We start from the raw sequence: 17,394 nt of genomic DNA, 5'->3' as shown, positions 1-17,394 counted from the left end.
AGGATAGCCTTCGTCCAAATAACGCCATTCATCAAATAGATTGGCACCAAATCCTGTACGTTTGATAGATTTCAAAAACTGTTTTGGAATGATTTGGTCAGTGTCCACGTTTGAGCGATCTAGTGGGCAGACAATGCCTTGCTCAAGGGTATATTTTTTCATAGTTCTACCTTAATAATTTCTCACGTCAACAAAATGACCGGCTAATGCCGCGGCAGCTGCCATCGCAGGGCTGACTAAATGGGTGCGTCCGCCATTGCCCTGACGACCTTCAAAGTTACGATTGGAGGTACTGGCGCAATGTTCTTTTGGCTGCAATTTATCCGCATTCATGGCAAGGCACATCGAGCACCCTGGCTCCCGCCATTCAAAACCGGCTGCGGTAAAGATTTTATCCAGACCTTCGCTTTCTGCTTGTTGTTTAACTAACCCAGAACCGGCTACCACAATCGCTTCTTTGACGCTATCTGCGACTCTGCGACCTTTGATAACCGCCGCCGCTGCGCGAATATCTTCAATACGTGAGTTGGTACAAGAGCCGATAAACACCCGATCGACTTTGATGTCAGTGACCGGTTGACCCGCGGTCAAACCCATATACTCATAGGCGCGTGTCCAAGCCTCTTTTTGGACGTCATCTTTTGCGGCATCTAGGGTAGGGACGTGCGCGCTGATATCAACCACCATCTCAGGGGAGGTGCCCCAAGATACTTGGGGTGCGATGTCCGCGCCTGCCATCTCAATGACGGTATCAAACACGGCATCAGCATCTGAGTGCAGGGTTTGCCAGTAAGCCACGGCTTTATCCCACATTTCACCGGTAGGCGCATAGGGACGACCCTTGACGTATTCAATCGTGGTGTCATCAACTGCCACCATACCAACGCGTGCGCCGGCTTCAATCGCCATATTACACACGGTCATACGTCCTTCCATGCTCATGTCACGGAACACATCGCCTGCAAATTCAATGGCGTAACCTGTCCCGCCCGCGGTGCCGATTTTTGCAATAATCGCTAGTACCACGTCTTTTGGCGTGACACCTTCACCCAATTTGCCATCGACTTTGATAAGCATATTTTTCATCTTGGTTTGCACAAGACACTGCGTTGCCAATACATGCTCAACTTCACTGGTACCGATGCCGTGGGCAAGACAGCCTAATGCACCATGGGTTGCGGTATGTGAGTCGCCACACACCACGGTCATCCCAGGTAATACCAAACCTTGTTCTGGACCTACCACATGCACAATGCCCTGGCGCACGTCATTGATGGTAAATTCAGTGATGTTAAATTTGGCACAGTTTTCATCGAGTGTGGCTACTTGCAAGCGAGAGACGTCATCTTTAATGCCTGCCACCCCTTCTTTACGTTCGCTCGCCACCGTTGGGACATTATGGTCAGGGGTGGCGACGTTTGCTGACAAACGCCAAGGGTCACGATTTGCCAAAGACAAGCCTTCAAATGCTTGCGGGCTCGTGACTTCGTGTAATAAATGACGGTCGATATAGATAAGACTAGAACCGTCGTCTCGTTGATTGACTAAATGGTCTTGCCAAAGTTTATCATAAAGCGTTTGCGCTGCCATGACACATATCCTATGGTTTTTTTATAAAAGGGCGTAGTAATTGGGTAAACAATAACGCCATTATAACAAAGAAAAATGATAATTTTAATTGATGATTTTTATATTTTATAAAAATTTTAGGAATGTATTGGACGATTAAATAAATTGTATTTGTCTATACGTTGTCTTATAATCTTATTTAATGTATTTTTTAAAGAATGAAACTTTTATTTATATCAAATGGTAGGGTTTTAGTTTTGGGGGAAAGATGAATACCACAAATTTAAATACTTTTTTAGCGGTTATGCAAACAGGTAGTATCTCGCAGGCGGCTGATAAACTATTTATTACACAGCCTGCAGTAAGTAAGCGTATCAAAAACTTAGAAGACGAATTTGATGTCACCCTTTTTGATACCGTGGGTCGTGGTATTATCCCAACCCAAGCGGCACATGACTTGATACCCCATGCCAAACGCTGGCTAGATGATTATGACAATCTAAAAATTAATCTTAAAAACCGCCAGCAAACGGTATCAGGCAAACTGATTATCGGTACCAGTCATCATATTGGCTTACATCATCTGCCAGCTGTCCTCAAACAATTTATCCAAAGCTATCCTGCGGTACAGCTTGAAGTGCACTTTGTCGATTCCGAGCAAGCGCATAAAGCCGTCCTTGATGGCGACTTGTCATTGGCCTTTTTAACGCTACCTCCTGTGTATGATAAACGTCTAAATTATCATATGCTATGGTCAGATCCGCTGCATTTTGTGACGGGTGTTTTATCGCCACTGGCGCATAAAATGAACGTGACGCTTGAACAATTGGCGAATTATCCAGCGATTCTACCCGCCGCCAATACCTTTACCAGCCAAATCACTTTAGCTGAATTTGCCAAATATAACTTAAAACCGTATGCCACGATGAGTACCAATCCGTTGGAGTCGATTCGTATGTTGGTATCGGTTGGGCTAGGCTGGTCGGTGTTACCGCAAACGTTAGTCAATCAAGATTTACAGCCGATTAATATGGATACACCTGTTGAGTTGCAACGCTATTTGGGTTTGGTCACCAACCCCAATATCACGGTATCTGCAAGCATGGCAGCCTTGCTTGACATGTTAGGATTAGAGATGGATGGTAAACATCGCGATTAATGGTTCGACATAAAAAAGCCTATCGACGTGATAGGCTTTTTTTTATGAGACTTACTTTTTCTGATAAGTTAAACGCAGTCCGTAAATCCAAGCATCGTTGTTTTGAAAATCACCCACTAAATCGCCATTGGGGATTTTTGATTTGGCATCGCCAAACATCAAGTATTTCACGCCTGCCGACACGGCGACTTCGGGTGTAACATTGTACTTGGCGCCTAGACCCACATTCCAATGACCTTCTACAGGCCCTAAGGTGGTGGTGGGATCACCCGCGCCGCTATCCCAACCCACTGACCCTGATACCGCCCATTGATTACTTAATTTTTTACCCAAGCCCACTTCTGCTGCCCAGCCATCATCTGAGTAATCAATCAAGTTTAAACCATTGGGATATAGGGGTTTAAAATCCGCACCCACGGCTTTTTTGGTCGTTGCATTATACAAAGGCGGTTTGATTAAAAAATCACTCCAAGGTACCCAGCGCAGTTTTGCGGTCAATAGCGTAGTTGGATTCAGACCTGTTTGAAAGTCAACATTCACGGATTTTGGGGTTGTGATAGTCATGTCATTAGTACCTGAATCGCCAGTTGCAGGCATGTATTCATAAGCTACGGTGTCATGATCAATTTCAGAGCGATAAGTCAACGCCGCTTTAAGCGCAATCTCAGGTTTGCTATAGGCTAAGCCTGCCATCCAGCCATAACCATTTGATTGGGCAAAGATACCATCATAACCTTGGGTAGAATTGTAGGCTGTACCGCGTAAATGCACCTCACCTTCTAATTTTTGTAATACCGGCCCGCCATATACTTGCCAATTATTTTTTTCGCCAAATTTGACACCCACCAAACCTGTAAAGTTTTTACTATCAACAGAGACATTAGTACCTTCGTTGGGATGCTGAGCGATATTGCTTGCTAGATTGTAGGCTGCCCCTGCTTGCTGTGCGGTTTTAACCGCGGTAGCCGCGTTATAAGCGAGTGTTTGGTTGGTTGGATCTGCTTGATAAGCAGCAGCAGCGGTTTTTGCAGCTGTGGCGGCTGCTAGCGCCGCTTGTCCTGCAGCAGCAACCTGCTGCGCGCTGACTGTACCATTAACAAAGTTATTATTGCCTGTGAACTCAACATCCGCGCCCCACGGTTGGTCAAAAAACACACCCACACTGACTTTATCATTGATGTCTGCTTTTGCCCCATAATTGATAAAATCATAGTTTAGCGCCATGTTGTTGGTATCGCGACCTTCTTCGTACGTGGTTGGCGAAGGGGTGGTGGCCGCATTGTCTTTGCCACTAATTGATGGGTCAATGGTGATTCTTTCGATGTAAGCAAAAGTGCCATCTTGCGTAAACGCCCAGCTTGGCTGAGTTGAGCGGTCGAGCCCTGCGGCATGGGCAGCGCTAGCAAATGAAATGCTGGCAATAGCGAGCGTTAAGGATTGCAATCTTAATGACATGAAATACTCCCTTTTACATGGATATTGATAAAGTGCGAATTGGAGAGCTTGCTAAAGGTTGCTAAAAGGTATGAAAAACTTAGACAGGATAGTGAGGCCTTCCAATGGACCTACAAAGAATAGTTAAAAACTTACGCCTTGACAACTTATGGCTTACAAAAATAGCGCCAATTTCTGACCTGATAAGTCATTAATAGAGTATTTACAGTGGCATAAACATAAAAAAACACCGATGAATATAATCGGTGTTTGAGTCAAAACATGACAAAGTATTAATTTACTTTAGCCAGATTCATTTCCATTTTTTTACCATCATTGTTTTGAACGACTTTAACAGGTAGATAATCAAGTTTTGGGGCTAACCAAAAACTGGTTTGACGGTCTTTGTCATCATGCACGCGATCGATACGCACCACATCAAAAGTACCGGCTGGCACGGTAATGCGAGTCATGGCAGATTTTTTAAAGGGCACCGCTTCAACGGTATTGCGGTCCGCCATGTAATAATTACCACGGAATTTACCTGCTTTTAAATCCTCGCGAATTTGAATTTCTAAACTCAAATCATCATACGCAGGCTGTGGCAAAGCAATGACTTTGTTTTGACCTTTATAATTGGTGACCAGTTGTTTTTTTGCATTATTAAAGTTCAATGTGGTGGTACGACCCGCCCCTAAAATTTTGTATTGGGTTAACGCGCTCACCGGTAAGATAGCGCCATTGGCATTGACAAAATTGGCGGTTTGCTTGGCACTGGCTAATTTACCGACACTTGCATTAACGTTATAAAAATACTGATTGCCAGTTTGGGTCAATACACGGCTTGCGGTACCATTGTATTTGCCTTCAATATTAAAATTATAGGTTGCATTAAAAGGGGCAACTGCTGCATTCGCCATAGAGGTAATAGACATCGCTGACACGAGTGAAATACTTACTAGCAGTTTTTTTACTAAAGAATTTTTCATGTTTCATCCATCAAATAACGTTCATAAGGTTAAATCTGTTTGGTATGCATACAGTAGTATTGACGGCAAGCAAATACAAGCCAGTTAACAAAAGATTGTGATTGTGCAATAAACGGCAGTCTTTATGCGGTATTTGGGTGAAGGGGTTAAAGAATTGACAACAAATTGCAAAATTTCGTAATTTTCTGCTTGAACAAATTGGCATACATCCCCACTGTTAGACAGTGAATTGATAACATGTGATAAGCATATGACTATTTATGCAAACAGATAGTTATCATCTTTTTGTGGTCGGCAAAATAGCGGTGGTCTTTTGAGCTAACCTCTGGGCTGATCACAGCTTTCAAAGCTAACTACGGCTTTCAAACAATAATTTAACAGTTAATTTATGGAGTAGATTATGGCAATTCGTCCTTTACATGATCGTATCGTCGTGCGTCGCAGCGAAGAAGAACAAAAAACGGCTGGCGGTTTATTACTAGCAGGCAGTGCCCAAGAAAAACCTTCTCAAGGTGAAGTCATTGCAGTAGGGAATGGTCAAATCCGTGAAAACGGCGATGTACGTGCGCTCGATGTCAAAGTTGGCGACAAAGTACTATTTGGTCAATACGCCGGCTCAACGGTTAAAGTAGATGGTGAAGAATTATTGATTATGAAAGAAAGTGATGTATTGGGTGTGATTGAAGGTTAATCAGTCATTGTTCTAAACAATTATTTTTTACCTAAAAGCTAATTTATCTAGTCTTAATTTACCTAGTCTTAATCTAACTGGTTAAGTATTTGGTAAAGTAATTGATAGCAACCGTGGTAGCAATTTGGACTACCTTATACAAATAAAAATTTATAATTTGGAGAATTTAACATGGCTAAAGATGTAAAATTTGGTATTGATGCCCGTGCAAAAATGATTGATGGCGTCAACGTATTGGCAAATGCGGTTAAAGTAACACTGGGTCCTAAAGGTCGTAACGTGGTTATCGACAAATCTTTTGGCGCACCAACCATCACTAAAGATGGCGTATCAGTGGCTAAAGAAATCGAACTTGATGACAAATTTGAGAACATGGGCGCACAGTTGGTGCGTGAAGTTGCAAGCAAAACCAATGATGTTGCAGGTGACGGCACTACCACAGCGACTGTTTTAGCCCAAGCGATTTTACAAGAAGGCATGAAATCAGTCGCCGCTGGTATGAACCCAATGGACTTAAAACGTGGTATCGATAAAGGTGTACGTGCCGTTGTTGAAAAAATCCATGCGTTTTCAACCCCAGCCAATGACACCAAAGCAATCGCACAAGTCGGCTCTATCTCAGCTAACTCTGACCAAACTATCGGTGACTTAATCGCTCAAGCGATGGAAAAAGTGGGTAAAGAAGGCGTGATCACGGTTGAAGAAGGTTCAGGCTTTGAAGACACCCTTGAAGTCGTTGAAGGTATGCAGTTTGACCGTGGCTACATCAGCCCATACTTCGCCAATAAAGCAGATACGTTGACCGCTGAACTAGAAAACCCATTAATCTTGTTAGTCGACAAAAAAATCAGCAACATCCGTGAGTTGATTCCACTGCTTGAAAACGTGATGAAGTCTGGTAAAGCCTTACTGATCATTGCTGAAGATGTTGAAAACGAAGCCTTGGCAACTTTGGTTGTAAATAACATGCGCGGCGGTTTAAAAGTCTGTGCTGTTAAAGCCCCTGGTTTTGGTGACCGTCGTAAAGCGATGCTTCAAGATATCGCTATTTTAACGGGCGGTACAGTTGTATCAGAAGAAATGGGCATGAGCTTAGAAACGGCGGATTTATCGGTATTAGGTACTGCCAAAAAAGTGACAGTTGGTAAAGAAAACACTGTGATTGTGGACGGTGCCGGTCAAAAAACTGAAATCGATGATCGTGTTGCCTCTATCCGTCGCCAAGTGGAAGAATCAACCTCTGATTACGACAAAGAAAAGCTACAAGAGCGTATTGCTAAACTTGCAGGCGGTGTGGCAGTTATCAAAGTCGGTGCGGCGACTGAAACTGAAATGAAAGAGAAAAAAGACCGTGTGGATGATGCCTTGCATGCAACTCGTGCTGCCGTCGAAGAAGGCGTTGTAGCAGGTGGTGGTGTGGCATTGGTTCGTGCTATCTCTGCACTTGACAATGTCAATGGTGACAATGACGACCAAGCCGCGGGTATCAACATTCTACGCCGTGCGATGGAAGCACCACTTCGTCAAATCGTCAGCAACGCAGGTGATGAAGCATCTGTGGTAGTAAACCAAGTCAAAGGCGGTCAAGGTAACTACGGTTATAACGCAGCGACTGGTGAATACGGCGATATGCTTGAAATGGGTATCTTAGACCCAGCCAAAGTCACTCGCTCAGCACTTGAAAACGCGGCATCTGTCGCAGGCTTGATGCTCACCACAGAAGCAATGATTACTGACTTGCCAAAAGACGACGCTGGCGCTGCTGCTGCCATGGGTGGTATGGGCGGCATGGGTGGTATGGGCGGCATGATGTAATCGAAAGATTATAGCTCACTCAAGCCATTTAGCTAAAATCAAAACCCTATTAAACTTCAGTTTAATAGGGTTTTTTAATTAGGAAAATTATCATAACCATGACGATGGAACTACCGACCGCTTTACTACCACAAGCCAACACCATCGGTGTATTCGATAAAAATGTGTTAAAAGATAGTATGATTGGGGATTTATGGGCGGATATTTTGCGTTAAATGGCGGCGCAGTTAATCATTATCCCGTCTAAAAACATACTCAGTTGAGCTGGAAGCATTTTCAACAAACTGATAGCCTTCCAAGTTAAAGTCTTTTAACTGTTGCGCGGTTGTCAGCTGATTTTCAGCGGCAAAACGCACCATCAACCCGCGTGCCTTTTTGGCATAGAAGCTTACCACCTTATATACGCCATCTTTGCCGTCTTCAAAACGGGGCATGATAATGTCTGCGTTGATTTTTTTGGGATTGACCGCCTTGAAGTATTCGTTGGAAGCCAAGTTTACCAGAACTTTGTGTTTATTTTCTGCCATGCGTTGATTGATTAAATCAGTAATCGTATCGCCCCAAAATTGATACAAATTCTCGCCTTTGGGATTTTTTAGTTTTGTGCCCATTTCCAGGCGATAGGGTAGCATCAAATCAAGCGGTTTTAACAAGCCGTACAACCCAGACAGTATTCCTAATCGCTCATTGACATAATGGACTTGTTGTTCAGTCATTTGCTGCGCTGCCAAACCTGTATAGACATCGCCATCAAATAAATACAGCGCCGCTTTAGCAGGTATATCAGCATGATCGGTGCTAAATGGCTGGGTAGTATCCCATCGCCAATTTTGGTTGCGCACCGCATTTAATTGCCCAAGTTTACCTGAGATACTCATCAACGCCGACAAATCGGTTGGTGCTAATGTTTTTAATTCACCCATCAATTCGCAAGCGTGCGCCATCAAAGCAGGCTGGGTATAATGCTGACTAAAATCGAAAGGTAAATCATTTTTTTCATTCAAATTTTTGGCAGGCGAGAGCACAAAGTACATGGCTATGTTCCGTTTGCTTTATCGGTTAAGAATTAGAGCGGTTAAGATAATGATAATGGCGGCGCAGGGCGCAAAGATAACGCCCAGACTCAATAGATTAGGCGATTTTGATTTTATCGGTTAACAAAAATTCCATCAGCGCTTTTTGGGCATGCAGACGATTTTCGGCTTCATCCCATACCACAGCACGCGGATCCTCAAGCAAATCATAGGAGATTTCTTCGCCGCGGTGGGCAGGTAGACAATGCATAAATAATACGTCTGGATCGGCTTTATCCAGTAATGAGCGGGTCACCATATATTGGGCAAATCGCCGCGCACGAGTATTTTGCTCGCTTTCTTGCCCCATACTTGCCCATACATCGGTGGCAACCAAATGCGAGCCTTTGACCGCTTCATTAACATCTTCGACCAACTCAACACAGTGCGAATACTGTTTGATGAGGTCGGCATTGGGTTCAAACCCATAAGGCGCGGAAACCCGCAGTTGAAAGCCAAATTGATGTGCAGCATGGATAAAAGAAGCGCACATATTATTACCATCCCCAATCCAAGTCACCGTTTTGCCTTCGATGCTGCCACGGTGCTCCATAAAGGTTTGGATATCGGCTAGTAGCTGACAAGGATGCTGTTCGTCGGTGAGCGCATTGATAACAGGCACTTGCGAATACTGGGCGAATTTTTCAACAATACTGTGTTCAAAGGTGCGAATCATGACGATATCGACCATGCGCGAGATGACACGTGCCGAGTCTTCAATCGGTTCGCCACGGCCAAGCTGGGTATCGCGAGGTGATAAAAATATGGCATGGCCGCCAAACTGTCCCATCCCTGTTTCAAACGAGATACGGGTACGGGTACTCGATTTTTCGAAAATCATCCCCAAGGTACGACCGACAAAAGGCTGATAAATAACCCCTTCATGCTGCATCAAACGCAGTTCGCTGCCACGTTTAATCACTTGCATTAATTCTTCTTTGCTAAAATCCAATAACGTCAAAAAATGGCGGGTACTCATTGCCTGTCCTACATCCCAATTTTGTCAATAAACATTGCAGTAAACTATCAGTATAGCGGATTTATCCAAACTGTCTAGCGAATTGACGCATTTGTGTCACTTTAACCTCAGTAAAGTAATTAACAGTTACGACTGATATATCCACGTTGGACGTCGGGTGACCACACTTAACAGCTCATAGCTAATGGTATCATTCCAGCTACCCACTTCATCAATGGTCGGCGCGTTACCCCAAAGCTGGACAGGGCAGTCAAGGTTTACCTCAGTAGTATGAGTTAAATCAACCATCAACATATCCATCGCCACGCGACCAATGATAGGCGCCTGTCGACCTGCGACGACGACATACGCATCATCGCTAATCACCCTTGGATAACCATCAGCATAACCCACACTGACAATGCCGATGCGCGCTGGGGCTTGGGCGGTCCAGCGACTACCATAACCCACGCTATCGCCCGCTTTTAGCGTATGAATTGCCATGATGCTGGCGTTAAAATGCATGACAGGTTGCAGGTTTAGCTGTTTGGCAGTGGCATGATTGACAGGTGTTGCCCCATACAAGATAATGCCTGGGCGCACCCAATCATAATGCCGGTCTGACCAGTTCACAATCCCTGCTGAATTACACAATGAGCCTTTAATCGCTGGGTTGACTTGGTCACGTAGCATTTGTAAGGTTGAATCAAATAACTCAAATTGTTGTTGGTTGTTGGGATGATTGATGGCATCAGCATTGGCAAAATGGGTGGTCAAAACAATCTCGTAGCCTGCCTCAGTGAGTTGCTGGGCAATTTCCCTGACTTCATCCGATGTAAAGCCAAGACGGTTCATGCCGGTGTTTAGTTTCAGCCAGACGGTTGCGCCTTTTTTTGAAGGCTGCTGCAATGCCCAGTCTAATTGGCGTTGATGGTGCACCACGCATTGGATTTGATGCGCTGTACAATATTGCCATTCTGCTAATGAAAACGCCCCTTCAATCACTACCATTAATTTTTGCCAGCCCGCCTGTTGCAGTTCTATCGCTTCTTGCAAACAAGCAACACCTAAGGCATCGGCTTGTGCTACGGCGGGTAAACAGTTGACTGCGCCATGCCCGTAGGCATTGGCCTTGACCATGGCTAATACCTTGGCGGTCGGGGCATAATCTTTGACGCGTTGTAAGTTATGGCTAAGCGCTGCTAAATCGATGGTGATGCTGGTTTGACGCACAATCTTGACCTTGTTGCAGTAAAATTTTTATTCATCAGGTTCGCTAAAGGAAGCGGTTTGGTAAAATTCAGGGGTTAGATTACCAAAACGGGTAAATTGCCCTTCAAAAGATAGGCGCACTGTCCCAATAGGTCCATTACGTTGTTTACCGATAATGATTTCAGCTGTGCCTTTAGCATCGCTGTTTTCATTATAAACCTCATCACGATAAATGAACATAATCAAATCGGCATCCTGCTCAATGGCACCCGACTCGCGTAAGTCCGACATAATCGGGCGTTTGTTGGGGCGATTTTCTAGACTACGATTGAGCTGTGATAAAGCGACCACCGGGCAATTCATCTCACGGGCAAGCGCTTTTAAGCTTCGAGAAATCTCCGAAATCTCACCCACGCGGTTGTCGCCTAAGCCTGGGACTTTCATCAATTGTAGATAATCGACCATTACCATCCCAAGTTTGCCATCATTGTCTTTGGCAATACGGCGACAGCGCGAACGAACCTCAGATGGCGGCAGCGCGGTACTATCATCGATATACAATTTTTTAGCATGCAGGTGGGCGATGGCATTGGAAAGTTTACCCCATTCATCTTCGTTCATTTGACCTGAGCGCAAATGCGTTTGGTTGATAGCCCCCCAAGAGGACAAGAGACGCATCACAATTGACTCGGCAGGCATTTCCATCGAAAACACCACCACAGGTAAATCGGTGTGAAATAAAATACTCTCTGCCAAATTCATTGCAAACGTGGTTTTACCCATCGAAGGACGCGCTGCCACGATAATAAGATCGCCTGCTTGTAGCCCTTGGGTTTTGTTATTGAGTTCTTCAAACGGGGTCTTAAGCCCAATCATGCCTTCAGGATGGTCCTTAAGTTCTTGGATATTGTTGACGACATTGGTAATAACATCGCTTAGTTGGGTAGGACCCTTGTGTTTCGACTGGCGGCTATGGGTTTCATTAATGGCAAAAATTTCGCTTTCAACGGTGTCTAAAATATCACTGACACTTTGATTTTTTGGGTCAAAGGCAAGCTCTAGCATATGACTGCCGGCTTTAATGATTTGGCGTAAGGTCGAAAATTCTCTGACCCGCTGCGCATAAGCAGTCAGGTTAAACAGCGTCGCTGGGCTTTGTGATAGGATATCGCCTAGATAATCGCTACCTCCCGCAGGCTCAAGCAGTTTTTGCATGTCGAGCCAGTCCATCACCATAGTAGCATCATAGGGCTCATTGGCATTGGCAAGATGAGAGATGGCATCAAAAATATATTGATGGCGCTGTGCATAAAAATCATATTTGGTAATAATATCTGAGATGCGATCAAACGACTCTTCAAGGCTCATCAGCGACGCTAGGACGGACTTTTCTAAGTCCATACTGTGCGGTTGGTGCTGCGTCAGCGAAGTATTCTTAAGATCGTTCTCTTTGGTTTTATCGTCTGCCATGATGACCTGTGATAAAGTTATTTTAAATAGTTTGAAAGGGCAAAAGTTTGCTAAAAGTTATCGCTTGCAAATTGTGAGTCTAACACACGCATCGAAATAGAACAGTCAATATACCGAAAAAACCATCCAAATTCTAATGAGAAAAATATAAAAAATCGGCAATTTTTTTGAATGAAATCAGCTTGAATTTTAGGCTTTTTTGTTGAATTTTTACGCCGCAAACAATAAAAAAAAGAGATAGCAAAGCCATCTCTTTTTGATAAGTCAATAATCAATTAAGCAGCTGAATCTTCTGCCAAGATAGTGACTTGAATGTTGGTCATTACATCGTGGTGTAATTGGATATCAACATTGTATTCGCCAATTTGACGTAATGCACCTTCAGGCAATTTAACTTCTGAACGGTCAACAGGTAAACCAGATTTGGTTAATGCATCGGCGATATCGCGAGTACCAATAGAACCAAATAGTTTGCCTTCATCACCTGATTTTGCACGGATGATAACATTGACGTCTTGTAGTGCTTCAGCACGTGCATTAGCAGCGGCTAATTCATCAGCCTCTACTTTTTCAAGTTCTGCACGACGTGCTTCAAATTTTTCGATGTTAAAAGCAGTGGCTGGTAATGCTTTACCTTGTGGTACAAGGAAGTTACGGCCGTAACCTGCTTTTACATTAACAGTATCGCCTAGTTTACCTAGGTTAGCGATACGTTGTAATAAAATAACTTGCATATATCACTCCTTGGTTTATTTTTGGCTGTCAGTGTAAGGAACCAACGCAAGATAACGCGCTTGTTTGATTGCTACAGCCAATTGGCGTTGATATTTGTTTGAAGTACCAGTGATACGGCTTGGTACGATTTTGCCACTTTCAGTGACATACTGTTTCAGGATTTCGATATCTTTATAATCGATATGGGTAATGCCTTCAGCAGTAAAACGGCAAAATTTACGGCGGCGATAAAAACGTGCCATGATTAGTCTCCTTAATTATTCGTCGTTGTTGTCTTCAGCATCAACTTCTGACTCATCATCATTTGATTGATAGTCATCTTGAGCTGTATCGTTACGGCGTGAAGCTTTACGAGCACGTTTTTCTTCAGCACTTTTTGCTAATGGTGATTCTTCAGTAATCGCTTCGTCACGACGGATAACTAAGCTACGGATGATAGCATCGTTATAACGGAATAATTCTTCAAGCTCATCAAGCGTTTGTTGACCCGCTTCAATGTTTAATAGCACATAGTGAGCTTTGTGAACTTTGTTGATTGGGTAAGCTAATTGACGACGACCCCAATCTTCTAGGCGATGGATAGCACCACCTTGTTCTTTTACTAAGTTGATATAACGCTCAACCATGCCAACCACTTGGTCGCTTTGGTCTGGGTGAACCAATAATACCAGTTCATAATGTCTCATAAAGACTCCTCACGGATTAAACAGCCGTTGACCCCGTGTCAACAGCAAGGAGATTGAATGCACCTAAGTTAGAATCATCTAACTATATTGGTATAAACAAGGTGCGCTATTATATAGTAGCGCACACTCAGTAGCAAGTTAATATTTACTTAACAAATTCGCCCACACATTGCTGCAAGGTATTGGAGACCGCACGCGCTACAATGACATTGCGCGCGGTCGGGTCAACTGCTGCTGTGGTCAAATCGACAATGGTGACGGACTGCGGGGCTTTTTCGCTGACGCAGCTACATACATTGCTCGCTACCTCTGCTTGCTTCTCGGAAGTCATCAACACGCTGCCCAAGCGCCAGTATTGGTTATTTTGTAATTGAGTCTGGCATTGTTGATTCACCGCGGCTTTAAATATCGCTATCCCAACATTATTGGCAGTGCCGATAGTGCTATTAGCATCCATCACACCGGTACCTGTGGTAGAGGCGCAACCACCCAAGGCGATAGCTGAACCAATCACTGCAGCGGCACTTCTTAGGCGTTTAGTAGATGGCTTAATAGCGGTGAAAAAAGAAAATTGTTGGTGCATATCAAATACTCCTGTCCTTTATTGTGTTAAACAATTGATAAACACCGCTAACATAGCAGATTATAGAAAATTTTTTTACCCAAATTTTTTACCCAAGTCATGTTATTGGGTCATAGTTACTAAAAAATGTGCAATCAAACTTAAAAAACTGGGTAGGATTTTTTTTCATCAATGTTTATAAAGCCAATTAAATTCCTCGATATCAATGATATTAATCGGAAAAAAACGCGAGTTTTTTAGATTTCTCAATAGATTTGATTCAAATTAAACCTTACTAAAAATGTGGAATTGATAACCAATTGTTTTAGGTTGTGCATTTGTTTAATCTTTTTTTTCCTTGTTTTGAGTGTGGAATTGGACTATAACTATACGTAACAAATACATTTATTTACGCAATGATAAGGAGTTGTTATGAACTGGCAATTATTTAGTGTAATTTTTACAATCGCTTCTGGTGTGACTATCGGTGTTTTAATGACCATTGCGTTGGTGACGGGTTTTGATGAGGCTCAACACATTGTGACGGCAGTCATTATAGGGCTGGTGTTGTCGATTCCGATTGCTTGGATTGTGGTAAAAAAACTACAGAGTTTGGGTGTAAATAAAACCCCTGTCACACCCTAACTGCCACACCATAAACGGTGCTTTAATAATGCAGCAGCTCACTAGATAACTAATACATAGCAAAAACCGCTTAACTAGCAATAGTTAAGCGGTTTTTTTATGGCTAATAAGATTAAAAGTGTATAGCACTCACGCTAAACTGTGGTGCTAATCGCTGTGGCTCAACAGCTACTGTAAATCTACCTTGGTGCCTGTATCAACATTAGCATACACTTCAAGCACATCCCAGTTGGTTAAGCGAACACAGCCGTGCGAGGCTTGACGGCTAATGCCTTCAGGAACGGGCGAGCCATGAATGCCGTATGATGGCTTACTCAGCCCCATCCATACTACACCGACTGGACCGTTGGGTCCTGGCGGCAACATAAACACTTTTTTATCTTTGCCTTCACCGCTACTGGCGCGATACCAAGGGTTTTTAACGCGATTGACAATCGTCAAACTGCCAGTGGGTGAAGGGGTGTCGCTACTACCGACCGTGGTAGGATAAGTGGCAATGAGCTTGTCACCGTTATAAGCGTACAAGATATTGTCCGCTTTTTTGGCAACCAAACGGGTGATTTTCTCATTGAGTGGAGCGCCTGGGTTAAAGACGGTGATGGTTTCACCCACAGTGAATTTTTTATCGCCATTAAGCTTTTTAAGATAGCGAATATCCATGTGGAAACGTTCAGCCAACATTTCTTGGACGTCTTGATAGTATAGACCTTTCATTTTAGATTTGGCTTCACTACCACTTGGTGTTGGCTGATAAGGACCTTTGATATCTTCTTGCGTCAAGGTATAACCGACCAAGACAGGCTGATTGGCAGGGATTTTTTCGTTTAAGCGTTGCCAAACTTCTGCACTCATACGACCATCTTGGGGTAGTCCGTGCATGGCTTGGAAATTTTTGAGCGCTTTTTTGGCATTCATACCCCAGCCGCCATCAATCGGACCCGGTGAAGCATGATTCCAATCTAACAAGGCTTGAAGTTTTAAGGTCGTCGCTGAATTAACATTTTGACCGGGTTTCCAGTCGGCACTATTGACTAGCTGTGCGTAGTCAGACAAATTTAGGTTAGAAAAACTGGCAGGTGTCGTTGCTGTTTTATTATTGCCCACCGTTGTCGGGTCAAAGGTTGGCACAGCCGTCGTGGCAGTGCTAATCTCTTCAGAGCTCGCGCCTGCGACACCTGCACCCGAGGTATAGTCATTATCAATACCGGTTTGGTTGGCATCATCTTTAATGCCTAACGCCGTGGTGGTGGCTGGGACTGGCGTCAAGGGAATATCGGTTGAAGTTGCCGTTGGTTTTACCGCAGTTGCCGCAGCAGCCGATGCGCCTTTGGGGGTAGTAGAAGATTGCGTGACGCTAGCTGCGGGCTTGGCTGTTTGCGGTTTTTTAGCAGTAGCGGTTTTGGGTTGCGGTTTTGTAGCCGTTTTGCTATCGCTGGTGGTTTTTTTAGCGGCTGCGGTAGAGGCGCTGGCAGCTTTCGTGGTGGCAGTTTTAGTCGTGGTTGTTGTTTTGGTCACAGGCTTGGTGGCGGGTGCCGTTTTGGCGGTGGTGGTGTCTGAGACCGTATTGGTGGCTGCAAATGCTTGATTGGCAATCAGACAAGCTAAGGTAGACAGTACAAATTTTTTCATAGATTGACTCAATAATCGGCAATAACAAATAAAAATAAGGGACAATATAAATAACGTACAATAAAAGCCTAAATTGGCAGCAATTATACTATAAAAACCAACTTTTCGGGCAATGGCTCATTTGTTGGCAGCACGGCAATCTAAGTAGCGTTTGCCAAAGCGTTTAACAACCTTGCGCCATGAAACCTCGCTGCACACTTAATTTTTACACCGTTAATTGTTGTATAGATAAATTGTCCCATAGGCGAATTTACATGCTTTAAGTCTAACATTAACAAATCGCACCATAGACAATGGTAAAATTTTTTAACCAAGCGGTATTTTTATAGCAAGATTAAGGCAAAAAAGGGTTTAAAATATTTAGCCCTGCACACAACATTTATTTTTACCATGTTTATTGAACAGATCAATGATTAAACATTCAACGGTACAAATCTGCGAAACTTTAACTTGTGAAATGACTTTAGCTTGTTAAATAATTTGTAAAAAAATCAAAGTATATTATAATTTTAATTCAAAATTTTTTAGGTTAACCACTATGTCATCATCGCCATTTGCATCAGCCAATGTTTCTCACACGCCATCTTTTGACCAAAATCAAGATTTACAAAACCTTGACGATTTGCAAATCGATTTGCAAGCACTTGATATGGATGAAGAAAGCGAATCAGATGACATTTTTGACACCATGCAACAAGAGTTTGCTGAAGCACACCAAACCCTAAAAACGATTCGCGATTTTATCCGTTTTGGGGTCAGTAAATTAC

The 17,394-nt window shown here is 43.5% G+C and carries 16 protein-coding genes and 2 pseudogenes; 5 read left to right on the top strand and 13 right to left on the bottom strand.

Features of this window, described 5'->3' with window-relative positions; genetic code table 11:
* Both RT143_RS08985 and leuC read right to left on the bottom strand, forming a co-directional pair.
* Window positions 1-162: pseudogene (locus tag RT143_RS08985) on the bottom strand (3-isopropylmalate dehydratase small subunit); the annotation flags it as partial.
* Window positions 163-171: 9 nt separating this feature from the next.
* Window positions 172-1,590 (bottom strand): 3-isopropylmalate dehydratase large subunit, encoded by a 1,419-nt coding sequence (gene leuC / locus RT143_RS08980; RefSeq protein ID WP_099808268.1) that lies wholly within the window; start codon window positions 1,588-1,590, stop codon window positions 172-174.
* 247 nt (window positions 1,591-1,837) lie between these two features.
* On the opposite strand from leuC, the gene RT143_RS08975 reads away from it, so the two are divergent.
* The gene (locus RT143_RS08975; RefSeq protein ID WP_050325045.1) at window positions 1,838-2,728 is read left to right on the top strand and encodes a LysR family transcriptional regulator; all 891 of its coding nucleotides are present in this window, start codon (window positions 1,838-1,840) and stop codon (window positions 2,726-2,728) included.
* A 51-nt stretch (window positions 2,729-2,779) separates the two neighbouring features.
* Here the strand turns inward: RT143_RS08975 and RT143_RS08970 are convergent, their stop codons facing one another.
* Both RT143_RS08970 and RT143_RS08965 read right to left on the bottom strand, forming a co-directional pair.
* Window positions 2,780-4,183 (bottom strand): hypothetical protein, encoded by a 1,404-nt coding sequence (locus tag RT143_RS08970; protein WP_313092556.1) that lies wholly within the window; start codon window positions 4,181-4,183, stop codon window positions 2,780-2,782.
* A 272-nt stretch (window positions 4,184-4,455) separates the two neighbouring features.
* Complete coding sequence (locus tag RT143_RS08965) at window positions 4,456-5,151, bottom strand: DUF3108 domain-containing protein (protein ID WP_313092554.1); 696 nt, start codon at window positions 5,149-5,151, stop codon at window positions 4,456-4,458.
* A gap of 397 nt (window positions 5,152-5,548) precedes the next feature.
* On the opposite strand from RT143_RS08965, the gene RT143_RS08960 reads away from it, so the two are divergent.
* Entirely contained in the window at window positions 5,549-5,842 is a 294-nt protein-coding gene (locus RT143_RS08960; protein WP_198001374.1) for a co-chaperone GroES, read from the top strand.
* Window positions 5,843-6,013: 171 nt separating this feature from the next.
* A complete protein-coding gene (gene groL / locus RT143_RS08955) occupies window positions 6,014-7,657 on the top strand; it encodes a chaperonin GroEL (RefSeq protein WP_313092552.1) in 1,644 nt (547 codons plus the stop codon).
* 227 nt (window positions 7,658-7,884) lie between these two features.
* On the opposite strand, the gene yaaA is transcribed toward groL, so the two are convergent.
* The 8 genes from yaaA to RT143_RS08915 form a co-directional block, all read right to left on the bottom strand.
* Window positions 7,885-8,691, bottom strand: coding sequence for a peroxide stress protein YaaA (yaaA, locus tag RT143_RS08950; protein ID WP_313092550.1), 807 nt, complete (start codon window positions 8,689-8,691; stop codon window positions 7,885-7,887).
* A 97-nt stretch (window positions 8,692-8,788) separates the two neighbouring features.
* Window positions 8,789-9,709 carry an ornithine carbamoyltransferase gene (gene argF / locus RT143_RS08945; RefSeq protein WP_313092548.1) on the bottom strand — a complete coding sequence of 307 codons (921 nt, stop codon included), beginning with the start codon at window positions 9,707-9,709 and terminating at the stop codon, window positions 8,789-8,791.
* A 126-nt stretch (window positions 9,710-9,835) separates the two neighbouring features.
* On the bottom strand, window positions 9,836-10,921 hold the full coding sequence (gene alr, locus RT143_RS08940) for an alanine racemase (protein WP_313092546.1): 1,086 nt from the start codon (window positions 10,919-10,921) through the stop codon (window positions 9,836-9,838).
* A gap of 27 nt (window positions 10,922-10,948) precedes the next feature.
* Entirely contained in the window at window positions 10,949-12,370 is a 1,422-nt protein-coding gene (gene dnaB, locus RT143_RS08935) for a replicative DNA helicase (RefSeq protein ID WP_099834203.1), read from the bottom strand.
* 275 nt (window positions 12,371-12,645) lie between these two features.
* On the bottom strand, window positions 12,646-13,104 hold the full coding sequence (rplI, locus tag RT143_RS08930; RefSeq protein ID WP_060994380.1) for a 50S ribosomal protein L9: 459 nt from the start codon (window positions 13,102-13,104) through the stop codon (window positions 12,646-12,648).
* 15 nt (window positions 13,105-13,119) lie between these two features.
* Window positions 13,120-13,347, bottom strand: coding sequence for a 30S ribosomal protein S18 (gene rpsR, locus RT143_RS08925; RefSeq protein ID WP_036594162.1), 228 nt, complete (start codon window positions 13,345-13,347; stop codon window positions 13,120-13,122).
* Between the two features lie 15 nt (window positions 13,348-13,362).
* A complete protein-coding gene (gene rpsF / locus RT143_RS08920; RefSeq protein WP_007114929.1) occupies window positions 13,363-13,791 on the bottom strand; it encodes a 30S ribosomal protein S6 in 429 nt (142 codons plus the stop codon).
* A gap of 145 nt (window positions 13,792-13,936) precedes the next feature.
* Window positions 13,937-14,374, bottom strand: coding sequence for a hypothetical protein (locus tag RT143_RS08915; RefSeq protein WP_313092544.1), 438 nt, complete (start codon window positions 14,372-14,374; stop codon window positions 13,937-13,939).
* A 411-nt stretch (window positions 14,375-14,785) separates the two neighbouring features.
* Here RT143_RS08915 and RT143_RS08910 point away from each other — a divergent pair, with 411 nt between their 5' ends.
* Window positions 14,786-14,998 (top strand): hypothetical protein, encoded by a 213-nt coding sequence (locus tag RT143_RS08910; RefSeq protein WP_313092542.1) that lies wholly within the window; start codon window positions 14,786-14,788, stop codon window positions 14,996-14,998.
* 168 nt (window positions 14,999-15,166) lie between these two features.
* On the opposite strand, the gene RT143_RS08905 is transcribed toward RT143_RS08910, so the two are convergent.
* Entirely contained in the window at window positions 15,167-16,627 is a 1,461-nt protein-coding gene (locus RT143_RS08905) for a L,D-transpeptidase family protein (protein WP_313092540.1), read from the bottom strand.
* Between the two features lie 538 nt (window positions 16,628-17,165).
* Between RT143_RS08905 and RT143_RS08900 the strand changes: the two are divergent.
* Window positions 17,166-17,394, top strand: a pseudogene (locus tag RT143_RS08900) (50S ribosomal protein L3 N(5)-glutamine methyltransferase); the annotation flags it as partial.

The sequence above is a fragment of the Moraxella sp. CTOTU48268 genome, from assembly GCF_032069585.1.
GTDB classification, from domain to species: domain Bacteria; phylum Pseudomonadota; class Gammaproteobacteria; order Pseudomonadales; family Moraxellaceae; genus Faucicola; species Faucicola cinerea.
Note: the sequence above shows the minus strand (reverse complement) of the source record. Positions and strands in the feature narration are given on the sequence as shown.